The sequence below is a fragment of the Collimonas fungivorans genome (assembly GCF_028292705.1).
GTDB classification, from domain to species: domain Bacteria; phylum Pseudomonadota; class Gammaproteobacteria; order Burkholderiales; family Burkholderiaceae_D; genus Collimonas; species Collimonas fungivorans_B.
This window is the reverse complement of record NZ_JAQGLV010000194.1, coordinates 1-13,534: the sequence shown is the minus strand read 5'-3', so window position 1 is coordinate 13,534 and position 13,534 is coordinate 1. Positions and strand designations below refer to the sequence as shown.

Annotated in this window: 12 protein-coding genes, 1 tRNA gene and 1 pseudogene; 11 read left to right on the top strand and 3 right to left on the bottom strand. The window is 60.6% G+C overall.

What is annotated here, in order from left to right:
* The 3 genes from JWQ61_RS10930 to JWQ61_RS10920 form a co-directional block, all read right to left on the bottom strand.
* Positions 1 to 461, bottom strand: a 461-nt coding sequence (locus JWQ61_RS10930; protein ID WP_304360557.1) for an NTP transferase domain-containing protein, incomplete at its 3' end; no start/stop codon positions are given.
* 48 nt (positions 462 to 509) lie between these two features.
* On the bottom strand, positions 510 to 1,232 hold the full coding sequence (locus JWQ61_RS10925) for a DsbC family protein (RefSeq protein WP_304360556.1): 723 nt from the start codon (positions 1,230 to 1,232) through the stop codon (positions 510 to 512).
* Between the two features lie 11 nt (positions 1,233 to 1,243).
* A complete protein-coding gene (locus tag JWQ61_RS10920; protein ID WP_304360555.1) occupies positions 1,244 to 2,488 on the bottom strand; it encodes an FAD-dependent monooxygenase in 1,245 nt (414 codons plus the stop codon).
* Positions 2,489 to 2,661: 173 nt separating this feature from the next.
* On the opposite strand from JWQ61_RS10920, the gene JWQ61_RS10915 reads away from it, so the two are divergent.
* The 11 genes and pseudogenes from JWQ61_RS10915 to JWQ61_RS10865 form a co-directional block, all read left to right on the top strand.
* Positions 2,662 to 2,737 (top strand) — tRNA-Phe (locus JWQ61_RS10915).
* A gap of 293 nt (positions 2,738 to 3,030) precedes the next feature.
* Complete coding sequence (gene minC, locus JWQ61_RS10910; RefSeq protein WP_304360554.1) at positions 3,031 to 3,774, top strand: septum site-determining protein MinC; 744 nt, start codon at positions 3,031 to 3,033, stop codon at positions 3,772 to 3,774.
* A 37-nt stretch (positions 3,775 to 3,811) separates the two neighbouring features.
* The gene (minD, locus tag JWQ61_RS10905; protein WP_014007883.1) at positions 3,812 to 4,627 is read left to right on the top strand and encodes a septum site-determining protein MinD; all 816 of its coding nucleotides are present in this window, start codon (positions 3,812 to 3,814) and stop codon (positions 4,625 to 4,627) included.
* 1 nt (position 4,628) lies between these two features.
* Positions 4,629 to 4,880 carry a cell division topological specificity factor MinE gene (gene minE, locus JWQ61_RS10900; protein WP_038493233.1) on the top strand — a complete coding sequence of 84 codons (252 nt, stop codon included), beginning with the start codon at positions 4,629 to 4,631 and terminating at the stop codon, positions 4,878 to 4,880.
* A 375-nt stretch (positions 4,881 to 5,255) separates the two neighbouring features.
* Positions 5,256 to 5,945: a response regulator transcription factor gene (locus tag JWQ61_RS10895; RefSeq protein ID WP_014007885.1), complete on the top strand. Its 690-nt coding sequence runs from the start codon at positions 5,256 to 5,258 to the stop codon at positions 5,943 to 5,945.
* 30 nt (positions 5,946 to 5,975) lie between these two features.
* The gene (locus JWQ61_RS10890) at positions 5,976 to 7,646 is read left to right on the top strand and encodes a FecR domain-containing protein (RefSeq protein ID WP_304360553.1); all 1,671 of its coding nucleotides are present in this window, start codon (positions 5,976 to 5,978) and stop codon (positions 7,644 to 7,646) included.
* A gap of 36 nt (positions 7,647 to 7,682) precedes the next feature.
* Complete coding sequence (locus JWQ61_RS10885) at positions 7,683 to 10,082, top strand: CHASE2 domain-containing protein (RefSeq protein ID WP_304360552.1); 2,400 nt, start codon at positions 7,683 to 7,685, stop codon at positions 10,080 to 10,082.
* A gap of 111 nt (positions 10,083 to 10,193) precedes the next feature.
* On the top strand, positions 10,194 to 11,483 hold the full coding sequence (gene hemA / locus JWQ61_RS10880) for a glutamyl-tRNA reductase (RefSeq protein ID WP_304360551.1): 1,290 nt from the start codon (positions 10,194 to 10,196) through the stop codon (positions 11,481 to 11,483).
* Positions 11,484 to 11,584: 101 nt separating this feature from the next.
* Positions 11,585 to 12,667 (top strand): peptide chain release factor 1, encoded by a 1,083-nt coding sequence (gene prfA, locus JWQ61_RS10875; RefSeq protein ID WP_304360550.1) that lies wholly within the window; start codon positions 11,585 to 11,587, stop codon positions 12,665 to 12,667.
* Positions 12,668 to 12,784: 117 nt separating this feature from the next.
* Complete coding sequence (locus JWQ61_RS10870) at positions 12,785 to 13,273, top strand: disulfide bond formation protein B (RefSeq protein ID WP_304360549.1); 489 nt, start codon at positions 12,785 to 12,787, stop codon at positions 13,271 to 13,273.
* Between the two features lie 25 nt (positions 13,274 to 13,298).
* Positions 13,299 to 13,534 (top strand): annotated as a pseudogene (locus JWQ61_RS10865) (peptide chain release factor N(5)-glutamine methyltransferase); the annotation flags it as partial.

The window sequence follows — 13,534 nt, the reverse complement described above, 5'->3', positions numbered from 1 at the left end:
CGGCTGAAGCCGACCGGATTGCCGCGCCGGCCGAGGCAGGTCGGCACCGCAATGCCGGCGCCTTGACGCAGCGCCGACGCCAGCGCCTGGATGGTCGCCGCCTGCACATAGGGCATGTCGGCCAAGGCAATTATCCAGCCGGCGGCATCGGCGGTCTGCTCCAGGCCGCAGACCAGCGACGCCGCCATGCCGTCATCGGCGGTTGCGCATGGCACCCAAGGGTAAGCGGCAACTTGTGCGGCCAGATCCGGGGTGTTATCGCGCAAGACAACACATATGGGCAAGGCCGCCGCCAGATTGCCGGCAGCCGTCGCCAGCACCGTCCGGCCTTCAACGGTCGGCAACAGTTGCAGCAATTTGCTGCGCGCACCGCTAGGATCAAAACGCCGGCCGCGGCCAGCGGCCAGCAGCAGGCCGATGATTTGTCCGCTTACTTGTGGCTTATGTGATTGAACACCCATGACAGGCTTCAGGGAAAAGTCGCGCTCGCCGGACGGCAGGCGCCTGGTTCATTTCAAAGAACTGAATTTTGCTTCCATGGCTTTCGCATCGATCCAGCCTGGCGTACGGGAACCGTCTGCAAAGATGATGGTAGGCGTGCCGGTCACGTTCAACTTCTGGCCGAGCGCCAGTACCTTGTCGTTCGGCGCCTGGCAGGCGGCCGGCGCGGCGGCGGCGGCTTTGCCGTCGACCATCAGGTTGGTCCATGCCTTGTTGCGGTCGGCGCTGCACCAGACGTTGCGGGCCTTGACGGCGGAATCGTCGGCCAGGATGTTATACAAGAAGGTGTACACGGTAACGTTGTCGACTTCCTGCAGCGTGGTCTTGTGGAAGCGCTTGCAATAGCCGCAATTGGGATCTTCGAACACCGCGATCACACGCTTGCCGTTGCCCTTGACCTTTTTCATGGCCAGCTCCAGCGGCAAGTCCGAGAACTTGACCTTGCTCAGTTCGTCTACCCGCTCGCTGGTGAAGTCGCGCGAAGTCTGGGCATCCATGATGCGGCCGACGAACACATACTTGGCGGCGGCGTCGGTATAAAAGATATCGTTGCCGACACGTACCTCGAACAAACCGGAATACGGAGTCTTGGTCACTTCATCTACCTTGACGTTATCTCCCAGGCGCGGCTCTATCAGTTTCTTGACCGCAGCTTCCTGCAAGGTCTCGGCGCCGGCAGCGCTTACCCACAGGCCCATCAGGGCCACCAACATCAGGCTTATTTTTTTCATCGTTGTTCCAGTTATTCTTTATCAGCTGTCCGACCCAAAGCGTGGGCCATCAATTGTCTTTTTAAGACCGGTACTTTATCCAGCAAGTTCAACCCGGCATTGCGCAGCAAACGCAAGGGCCCGAAATCGAAGCCAAACAGCCGCTCCAGTCCATCGGTCGTCATTTGCATCAGAAATATTTCTTCCTTGCGCGCGCGCGCATAACGCGCCAGCAGGCCGGCATCGCCGCAATCGCGATGGGCGCCGCGCTCGGCCAGCACCTCGACCAGCGCCGCGACATCGCCGAAACCGAGATTCATGCCGTGTCCGGCCAGCGGATGCACCACGTGGCCGGCGTCGCCGACCAAGACGACGCGCGGCGCCACCAGCGAATGGGTTTTGAGCAGGGATAAAGGAAATGCTTGCGCCAGTTCCGGCTGCAAGGGCTGCAACTGCCCGAGCTTGTCGCCGGCCAGCGTCGTCAGGCGCTCGGCCATTTCCGACAAGGGCTCATTTAATAGTTCAAGCGCCAGGGCCTCCGGCGCCGACCACACCAGGGATACCCGCTGCCCAGGCAACGGCAGCAAGGCGACAATGCCCTCGGTTTCGGTGAACCACTGGTAGGCAATACCATGATGCGGCCGCTCACACGAGAAATTGGCGACCACGCCGCGCTGCTTATATGAGCGGTAATCGATCCCGATCTGGCATTGGCTGCGCACCCAGGATTGGGCGCCGTCGGCGCCCACGATCAGGGCAGCGCTGACCGTCTCGCCCGACTCCAGCTGCAGCGCCGCCGCATCCGTATCTACTTGCAGAGATTTGACGCGGCCGCTGAGCAGCTGCACGTTCGAGGAAAATTTCAGCGCCGCATCCAGCGCCTGGTTGAGATTGCGGTCTTCCACAATCCAGGCCAGCGCATCGACCCGCGCGCTGTAAGCGTCAAACGCAAGATTGCCGGCTGCGCTGCCGGTCCCGCCTTTGATCGCCATGCCTTCTACCGGACTTATCCGTGCAGGATCCAGGGCATCCCACACCTTGACAGCCGACAGCAGGCTGCGCGCCACATGATTCAGCGCGTAGACGCGCGTGTCCCAAGCCTCTGGTCCTGCAACCGACGCCGGCGGCGGCATCCCCAGCAAAGCGACACGCAAACCCGCCTGCGCCAAGGCCAGCGCCGCCGCCTTGCCGACAGCGCCATTGCCGACGATGCAAATATCGTATTTCGCCATCGGCGCGGCGCCGGTATTTTTCGAGATTGATGCGATATCTTTCATGCCGCCATTATAACGACTACGCTTGTAAAGCCTCGCGCGCCCCATTAAATAAGGGTTTCCTGGCCCTCCGACGGGAAGTTGCCGCCCACAAATCAAGCAGCGCAAAGTTTTTTCAAGAAGTTTCAACAAGGGGCTTTGCGGATCGAAAATGTTTTGCTATACTCCTGTCCCTTGGCCTGGTAGCTCAGTCGGTAGAGCAGAGGATTGAAAATCCTTGTGTCGGTGGTTCGATTCCGCCCCGGGCCACCAAAAACGGAAAAAGGGCTTAGCTTCGGCTAAGCCCTTTTTGCATTTGCGGCGCATTACGTAACAGTGAAAACCAGTGAAAACCCCCGGCTCAGGCCGAATACGGCAGCATGTAGGAACAACAGGCCGGCAATGCTTTTTTCGTGATCTTCCCGAGATTTGGTAAGATCACAAAACAGGACAATATTTTATATACCCTTAAGCAAACAGATAAGCGAACCATTTGCCGCCTAAACGTTCTATAAACCAATCCGTCAGCACTTTCCGCTTTGGTTGCCTATATACCTCACTGCTTTATGCTCAAAAACAAATCCCGCAAGCCGATTGAAATAAAAATTGCAACCGTGGTAGCCGTATCCGCCATCTTGCATGATTCAGATCCGATGGTGCTGGAAGCCGCTTTGCAGGAGATGACCGGCGGCACCGCTGACTTCTTTGACAATGAATTTGCTGTCATCGATGTTGCCGCACTAGGGCCGGACCGCTCGCCCATAGACTGGCCGCAACTGATAGAGCTGCTGAAGAAATATCGCCTGAACGCAGTTGCCGTACGCAATGCCCCGGCGGAAATGGAAGCCGACATCATCGCCAGCGGCCTGAGCATCGATCACGTCGTTGCGGCTCGCCAGGAACCTGCAGCTGCAGCTCCGCCGCCGCCCGCCGCACCTGCCGCCGCGCCTCCCAGGGCTGCGGCCAGCACCATGATCATCGATACACCGATACGTGCAGGGCAACGGATCTATGCGCGCGACGCTGACCTGGTGATCACCGCCACAGTCAACAATGGCGCCGAAATCATCGCCGACGGCAGCATCCACGTCTACGCGCCGCTGCGCGGACGAGCCCTGGCCGGCGCCAGCGGCGATACCTCGGCGCGCATTTTCGCCGCCAGCATGGAGGCCGAACTGGTTTCCATCGCCGGCGTCTACCGCACTTTCGAAAACGGCTTGCCGCCGGAACAAAAGGGCCAGCCGGCACAAATTCGCCTGAGCGGCGACCGGATTGACGTACTATCGCTCAACTCCGCTTCCCGAATTTAATTTACAAAAAATATCCGCACATCCAAAGGAGCTCTTCGTGGCAAAAATCATCGTTGTTACGTCCGGCAAAGGCGGGGTTGGCAAAACCACCTCCAGCGCCAGTTTTGCATCTGGCCTGGCCATGCGCGGCCACAAAACCGCTGTACTCGACTTTGACGTCGGCCTGCGCAACCTGGACCTGATCATGGGCTGTGAACGGCGCGTGGTGTACGATCTGATCAATGTGGTCAACAAGGAAGCAACCTTGACCCAGGCCTTGATCAAGGACAAGCATTGCGAAAACCTGTTCATCTTGCCGGCTTCGCAAACCCGCGACAAAGATGCTTTGACCGAAGAAGGCGTGGAGACCGTCCTCAACGACCTGGTGAAGATGGATTTCGAATACATCATTTGCGATTCGCCGGCCGGCATCGAACGCGGCGCCGTGATGGCGCTGACGTTTGCCGATGAAGCGATCGTCGTCACCAACCCTGAAGTATCGTCGGTGCGCGACTCCGACCGCATCCTCGGCATCATCCAGGCGAAATCGCGGCGCGCGCAAAACGGCGGCGAGCCGGTCAAGGAACATCTGCTGATCACCCGCTATTCGGCCAAACGCGTCGAAGCCGGCGAAATGCTGTCGTATACCGACGTCCAGGATATCCTGCGGATTCCGCTGATCGGCATCATTCCTGAATCGGAATCGGTGCTGCACGCCTCCAACCAGGGTAATCCGGCGATTCATATCAAGGGCAGCGATGTCGCCCTGGCCTACGAAGATGTGGTCTCGCGCTTCCTCGGCGAGGACGTCACCCTGCGCTTTACCTCCTATGAAAAACCGGGTTTCCTGCACCGCATCTTTGGAGGGAAATAACATGGCATTGCTCTCGTTCTTGTTTAACAGCAAGCCTAAAACAGCGTCGGCCGCCAAGGAACGCCTGCAGATCATCATTGCCCGCGAGCGCAATGGCCGCTCGGGCCATGATTTCCTGCCGGCGCTGCACAAGGAGCTGATCGAGGTGATTTCCAAATACACCAAGGTCAATGCCGACGACATCAAGATTTCCCTGGATCGCCAGGGTAATCTGGAAGTGCTGGATGTCAACGTGGTGCTGCCGGACGCGTAAGCCGACATTTCTGACTGCAGCTGAATTCAGCGCAATGCCGCGCTGGCAGCAATCCGTGCAACGACCGGCCAGGATCGCAGGCCCGGACAGGTTCTCGTTATTGAGCGCCACTGGTGGAATTTTACAAATCCCGTCATACACTGTATGACAACCGCATATATCGCCAGACATTCAACCGAAACGGTTTTGGCATGGGCTTTGTCAAACACATCCGGCACCACTGAATTATTTAATTTTTTGTGGCAATTGAAAGACACTGGAAATATATAGAATATTTATCTACAGCAATGTAGCAATAAGATTAATATACTCCTTGTATTCGCCACAACACCGATGCCGGCCCCCAGCGCTGAAGTCACCTAACATATATAAAATATGAGAATTGCTGTCCTTGATGACGACCCCAGTCAAACCGATCTAGTTTGCCAGGTGCTCACATCCAGTGGGCATATCTGCCATCCATTCCAGAGCGGCAAAGAGATACTGAACCAGCTGCGCCGGGAAAGCTACGACATGCTGGTCCTGGACTGGCAGGTTCCTGATCTCAGCGGCCCCGAGGTATTGCGCTGGGTCAGAGACAAACTTCCCAAAACCATCCCGGTGCTGTTCATCACCAGCCGCTCCGGCGAGGATGACATTGTCGAAGGCCTGGCCGCCGGCGCCGACGACTACATGATCAAGCCGATCCGCCGCAGCGAGCTGGTGGCGCGCGTGCAAGCCTTGTTGCGGCGCGCCTATCCGATCCAGAATTCGAGCGAACAGATCGTATTCAACGATTATCTGTTTGAAACACGCTCAGGCCGCCTGACCCTGGCCGGCAAGCCGATCGAGATCACGCAAAAGGAATTCGACCTGGCGCTGTTGTTTTTTCGCAACCTAGGCCGCCCTCTGTCGCGCGCCTATATCCTCGAAGCCGTATGGTCGCGCGATGTCGACATTCCTTCCCGTACCATGGATACCCACGTCTCACGGGTGCGGAGTAAGTTACAATTACGACCAGAAAACGGCTATCGACTCGCTCCGGTTTATAGCTACGGTTATCGACTAGAACAATTAACAGGATAAGGCGCGTTTCGGTTGCGCTGATAGACAGATATGCGCAGCACATTCACCAAAATAGCTTTCCTGGCGCTCTGCCTTGCAGGGGCGCCGCTATTTGCTGCCCCGCCGGCGCTGGACCCGGCCGCGGTGCAGGTGGGTGCGGCGACCATCACTTATCGCGCGCAACTCGGCGACACCCTGGGCGTGATCGCCGCCCAGCTGACTTCCAGCAAGAACAACTGGGTGCAGCTGGCGAAACTCAACCATATCGAGAATGACCGCACGATCCCGGTCGGCACCGCCATCATCATTCCGGTGGCGCTGCTGCCGGACGATCCGAGCACGGCCCAGGTAGCCGCCATGTCCGGCAATATCGACGCTGTCGGCGCCGACGGCCGCCCGATCGAGATCAGCATCGGCACTACCTTGAGCGAAGGCACTATCATCAATACCGGCAGCAACAGCTTCCTGTCGCTCAGCCTGCCGGACCAGTCGCATGTCGCCCTGCCGTCCAATAGCCAGGTAAAACTGAGCAAGCTGCGCACCGCGCGCTATACCAACAGCCCGCGCACCGAGATCACGCTGCTCAAAGGCCGTGTCGAATCCAAGGTTTCGCCGCTGGACAAGAACAAAGGCCGTTTCGAAGTCCATTCGCCGCTGGCGGTGGCCGGCGTGCGCGGCACCGACTTCCGGGTCGACCTGGTCGGCGACAGGGTGATGACCGAAGTGCTCAGCGGCGGTGTCGCGGTGGCCAAGAAAAACCAGGCGCCGGCGCTGACCCTGCACCCGGGGCAAGGCAACGTCACCAGCGGCAAAGGGGTGGGCAAGGCCGTTGCGCTGTTGCCGGCGCCGCAGCTCAACGGCCGCCCGCAGCTGCAAGAACGGCCGACGGTGCGCTTTAGCGTCGCAGCGGTGGCCGGCGCCCGCAGCTACCGCGCGCAAATCGCCACCGATGCCGACGCGCGCAATGTCGTCAGCGAAGCCGAGTCTAACAATACCGAACTCAAGATCAACGGGCTTGAGGACGGCAAGTATTTCGTCCGCATCACCGCACTCGACCAGAGCGGTTTGCAGGGGCTCCCGCAGATCACCGCGTTTACATTAAAAGCCCGGCCCGAACCGCCGATCTCGATCGAACCTAAAAACAAATCGCGCGCCGAAGATGTCATGTTCAGCTGGGCCGAAGTCGGCAACGCGCAAGCTTATCATCTGCAAGTCGCCAGCGATGCCGAATTCAGGCAGCTGGTGCTTGACCAGCCGGCCGTCGCCGCGCCGCAGTTCAGCGCCGGCAAACTGGCGCTGGGCACTTACTTCTGGCGCGTGGCGACCATCGTCGAGCAAGGCAAGGGCAGCGACCAGGGACCTTACGGCGATCCGCAACGCTTCAACTTGCTGCCGGCGCTGCAGGTTCCCAAGATTGCCGACGCGATCGAGGGCGACCTGTCGTTCCGCTGGAGCGCAGAACCGGGACAAACATTCGTGGTCGATATCGGCCGCGACGCCGGCTACTCGGCGCTGCTGCTGACGCAAACCACGGCGACGCCGGAGATCGCCGTCCCGCGCCCGGACAACGGCACTTATTTCATCCGCATCAAGGCGATCGACGCCGACGGTTACGTGGGCCCCTTCTCGCCTTCGCAAAAAGTGTATATCGGCAGCCGCTGGATCACCAGCGACGGTTCGCCCCTGCTCAATGTCGGCGGCAACACCCAGACCGGACATTAAGCCAGCCACGACCATGCAACCTTTCGCCAACTGTTCATGATCAAGCAGGTCATTCCGCTCATCAAACGGGTAGCGTTCCGCCAATGGATGGCGATCACCATACTGATGCTGATCGTCGCCGGCAGCATGGGCTATGTGAACGGCCTCGGCCGCCTCGACCGGACCCTGTACGACCAGTTCATGCGGGCCGATTCGCGGCCGGCGCGCGACGACATCATCATCGTCGCCATCGACGACTACAGCATCAGCAAGCTGGGCCGCTGGCCCTGGGAACGCAGCCTGCACGCCAAGCTGCTGAACCGGATCATGCACGCCAATCCGCTGGCGATCGGGCTGGACGTGATCATGCCGGAGGCGGAACAAGGGCAGTCCCCCGGCCAGCGCGCCGATGACCGCGCGCTGACCAAGGCGCTTGCGGCCAGCAAGCTGACGGTGCTGCCGATTGTCGTCGCCAGCGCCGGCCCCGGCCTGAAAGCGCTGCCGCCGACGCCCGACTTCCTCAACGCCGCGCGCGGCGTCGGCCACATACACCTGGAACTCGATCCGGACGGCGTGGTGCGCAGCGTCTTTCTGCAAGAAGGCCAGGATGATAAATGGTGGCCGCATTTTGCGGTAGCGCTGGCCGGCGTCGCCGGGCAAAAAATTACCGGCGCCAACGGCAGCCTGCCAGGCGCACGGTTAAGCGAAACGCCGGCTGAACCCGGCCCGCACAAGACCGACAGCTGGCAGCGCGATTACCAGATCCAGATCCCGTTCGCCGGCGGCAGCGGCCATTTCCGCTCCGTGCCGTATGCCTCGGTACTGCGCGGCGACGTGCCCGATCAGTTTTTCACCGGCAAATACGTATTGATCGGCGCCACCGCGCTCGGCATGGCGGATACGTTCCCGACGCCGGTGTCGGGCACCTCCGGCGTCATGCCGGGCATCGAGATCAACGCCAATATCCTGGCCGGCCTGCTCGACCACAAATCGATCAGCATCGCGCGACCGCTGCAGACTGCGCTGTTCAGCATCGTGCCGGTACTCATCGCGCTCTCCAGCTACCTGCTGTGGACGCCGCGCATCTCCTTGCTGATCACCGCCACCCTGATGCTGCTGACGATGGCGGTCAGCTATCTGCTGCTGACACTGGGCATCTGGATCGCCCCGACCGCGGCCCTGATCGCGCTCGCCATCGCCCATCCCATATGGAACTGGATCCGCCTCGAATCGGCGATTTCCTATCTCGGGCAAGAATTCATGCTGCTGGACCAGGAGCCGCACCTGCTGCCTGAGGTGAATACGGAACGGGCGCCGCAGCAAGTGGAAGACTTGCTCGAGCAGCGCATCAACGCCATGCGGGTCGCAGCGCGCCGGGTGCGCGATTTGCGCCAGTTCATTTCCGACAGCGTCAACAGCCTGCCGGACGCCACCCTGATCACCACCATCGACGGCCATGTGCTTGTCTCGAACCAGTTTGCGCGGGATTATTTCGCCGCCGCCGGCATCCGGAATATCGACGGCGCACTGCTGCCCTACCTGTTTTCCAACATGAGCACGCCGCAAGCCGGCAATACCGCCGCCGGCCACGTCTTCAGCTGGTGGGACCTGATCGATCTCGAGCATGTAGCCACCCTCACCAGCGGCACCACGGTGCAGGACCAGCAAGGGCGCGACCTGCTGATCAAGAGCGGCCCCTGCCACTCCGCGCATCAGGTGCTGACCGGCTGGATCGTCAGCATCGTCGACATCACCATCATCCGCGCCGCCGAACGCAGCCGCGACGAAACCCTGCGTTTCCTGTCGCACGACATGCGCGCGCCGCAAGCCTCGATCTTGGCTTTGCTCGAATTGCAAGGCAACCCGTCCTCGGCGCTGCCGCAAAAGGAATTTTTCGCGCGGCTGGAGCAGGCGGCGCGCAAGACCCTGGGGCTGGCGGATAATTTTGTCCAGCTGGCGCGCGCCGAATCGTCCGAATACCGGCTCGAAGAAGTCGATTTCCAGGATGTGCTGTATGACGCCGTCGATGAAATGTGGAGCCTTGCCAACAACAAGAAGATCGAGCTGATCACGGATATCGAAGGCCAGGAATTCCTGACCAATATCGATCGCTCGCTGATGGCGCGCGCGCTGTGCAACCTGATTTCCAACGCCATTAGCTACAGCTTGCCGGATACGCGGATTACCTGCACCTTGCGCCTGAAATACGTCAAATTGCTGCCGCAGGTAGTCTGCCGCATCACCGACCAGGGTTTTGGCATTGCGCCGCATGACCAGGTCAAACTGTTCCAGCGCTACCAGCGCGTCAGCGCCCCGGGCCAGCCGCACACGGACGGCACCGGCCTCGGCCTGGTGTTTGTAAAAACCGTGGTGGAACGGCATTTTGGCGAAATCTCGCTGGAAAGCACCCTGGGCGAAGGCAGCACTTTCATTGTCACTTTGCCAGCCCTCACCTGAGCTGCGGCCAGCGCCGGCCAGGCCGGAATTTCCTCCCCGGCTACTAAGAGTATAATCTTGGGTTAACAATATTGCCCCGATTCACTGCCACCCCTGCTGCCAACCGCATCCATGCACCTGCTAACCGTCGGACTCAACCACACCACCGCGCCCGTTTCCCTGCGCGAAAAGGTGGCTTTCCCGGCTGACCAGATCGGTCAGGCGGTGATGGCGGCGCGCGCCTGGTTCAGCGGCGGCAACACTCCCAGCATATCGGACGAGGCTGCCATCCTGTCAACCTGCAACCGCACCGAGCTGTACGCGGCGGGCAACCTGCAGCACGGGGTCGACGCCTCTATCGACTCCACCGCACATTTCCTGGCGCATTACCACCAGCTGCCTTACGCCGAGCTGCGGCCACATTTGTACACGCTGCCGCAAGACAATGCCGTGCGCCATGCGTTCCGGGTGGCTTCAGGGCTGGATTCGATGGTGCTGGGCGAAGCGCAGATCCTGGGCCAGATGAAGGATGCCGTGCGCCATGCGGAAGCCGCCGGCGGGCTCGGCACTTACCTGCACCAGCTGTTCCAGCGCACCTTCGCGGTCGCCAAGGAAGTCCGCAGCACTACCGAAATCGGCGCCCATAGCGTTTCCATGGCCGCCGCTGCGGTGCGCATGTCGGAACGGATTTTCGATACTGTCGCCGGCCAGCATGTGCTGTTCATCGGCGCCGGCGAAATGATCGAGTTGTGCGCCACCCACTTTGCCGCGCAAAATCCGAAATCCCTGACGGTCGCCAACCGCACCCTGGAACGCGCCGAATTGCTGGCGCACCGTTTCAATGGCCAGGCGATACGGCTGGCCGAATTGCCGACGCAGCTGGGCAATTTCGACATCATCGTTTCTTGCACCGCATCGAGCTTGCCGATCATCGGCCTCGGCATGGTCGAACGCGCGGTCAAGGCCCGGCGCCACAAACCGATGTTCATGCTGGACCTGGCCGTGCCGCGCGATATCGAAACTGAAATCGGCCGCCTCGACGATATTTTCCTGTACACCGTCGACGACCTCGGTTCGATCGTGCAGACCGGCATGGAAAATCGCCAGGCCGCGGTAGCCCAGGCAGAAGCCATCATCGAAACCCGGGTGCAGTCATTCATGCACTGGGTAGATAACCGGGCGGTGGTGCCGCTGATCCAGGACCTGCAGGAATCGAGCGAAGCCATGCGCCGGCTGGAGCTGGAACGCGCCCGCAAGATGCTGGCCAAGGGCGAGGATATCGAAGTAGTCCTGGAAGCGCTCTCCAAAGGCCTGACCGCCAAATTCATGCACGGCCCGCAACAGGCTTTGCACAATGCCCAGGGCGACGAACGCGCGCGCCTGGCAGCCCTTCTGCCGCAACTGTTCCGCACCAAACGTTAGCGCAGCTGCCGCTATCCCCCGCGTGGCCGCGAGCAATCGTGTCGCCCTGCGCACTGCTGCATCCCCCTTTTCGATTCGCCTTGCCCTGACTGAAACCCGCCATGAAACCATCAATGCTCGCCAAGCTCGATCAACTCGCCAATCGCCTGGTCGAAGTCGGCGACCTGCTGATGCAGGAAGACGCCACCGCCAGCATGGACAGCTATCGCAAGCTGACGCGCGAACATGCGGAACTGGGGCCGCTGGTCGAGCTGTACCAGGCCTATCTGCAAGCCGACGCCGATATCGCGGCGGCGCAAGAAATGCAATCCGACCCGGACATGAAGGAGTTCGCCCAGGATGAGATCGTGGCGGCGAAAGCGCGCATGGAGCAATTGGAGGGCGACCTGCAGAAGATGCTGCTGCCCAAGGATCCTAACGACGAGCGCAATATTTTCCTGGAAATCCGGGCCGGCACCGGCGGCGATGAATCGGCGCTGTTCGCCGGCGACCTGCTGCGGATGTATACGCGCTTCGCCGAACGCAACCGCTGGCAGGTCGAGATGGTGTCGGAATCGGCGTCGGAAGTCGGCGGTTACAAGGAAGTCATCGTGCGCGTGATCGGCTTCGGCGCCTACTCCAGGCTCAAGTTCGAATCCGGCGGCCATCGCGTGCAGCGGGTACCGGCCACCGAAACCCAAGGCCGCATCCATACCTCTGCCTGCACCGTCGCCATCATGCCGGAGGCGGATGAAGTCGGCGATGTCGACATCAATCCCGCCGATATCCGCATCGATACCTACCGTGCCTCCGGCGCCGGCGGCCAGCACATCAACAAGACCGATTCCGCGGTGCGCATCACACACATGCCGACCGGCATCGTGGTCGAGTGCCAGGACGACCGCAGCCAGCACAAGAACAAGGCGTCTGCCCTGAAAGTGCTGGCGGCGCGCATCAAGGATGGCCAACTGCGCGCGCAGCAATCGAAAGAAGCCGCGACCCGCAAATCTCTGATCGGTTCGGGCGACCGCAGCGAGCGGATCCGCACCTACAATTTCCCGCAGGGCCGGATGACCGACCATCGCATCAACCTGACCTTGTACAAGCTCGATTTCATCATGGACGGCGACCTGGAAGAGCTGACCAATGCGCTGGCGGCAGAGCACCAGGCTGACCTGCTGGCGGCGCTGGGAGATGCGGTCTAAACAGCGCGCAGCCGATCTGAAAATCGCATATGCTAGCGGCTGGCGCGGAACCAAGCAGCGCAGGCTGCATCTGACCCGCGACAGACAGGCTCTCATCGACCCAAATCACAACCAAAAATGAAAACTTCCAAATCCGTTTTGCTTGCAGTTGCCTTCATCGCCCTGGCCATCCTGGGCGGCGCATTGTATTTGCAGCACTACCAGGACATGCAGCCTTGTCCGCTGTGCGTGATACAGCGTTATGCATTTGCGGCGATTGCGCTGATTTGCCTGATTTGCGCCAGCTTGCCTGCCGGCGCCCAGAAAGCCGGCGCGGGAATCGGCATCCTGGCGGGACTGGGCGGCGCCGGCACCGCCATCTGGCACCTGTGGGTCATCGCCCATCCTTCGACCTCGTGCGGCCGCGATGCGCTGGAAGCACCGATGAACGCGCTGCCGCCGGCCACCTTGCTGCCGTCCGTGTTCAAGGTAGACGCCTACGCGCTCTGCTCGACCCCTTACGACCCGATCCTGGGCCTGTCTATTCCGCAGTGGTCGCTGCTGTGGTTTGTGGTGCTGGTCGTGATCCTGGTCGCCACACTGTTCAAACGCAATAGCCGCTACTAGGCGACCTGGCGGAATGGCTTAGATAATGGCTGGAATTCCCGATACGTTTGCAATTGAGGCCGGCGCCAGCATCGCCGCGATATTGAAGCAGGCACCGCTCAACCCGCTGGAAAACCGCATCCTGCTGATGCACGCGCTGCAGCTGACGCGGATACAGCTGATTACCCAGGACGAGCGGACTATCGACGCCGGGCAAGCGCAGCAGCTGTCGGCCTTGTTTCAGCGGCGCTTGCTGGGCGAGCCGATTGCGTACATTGTCGG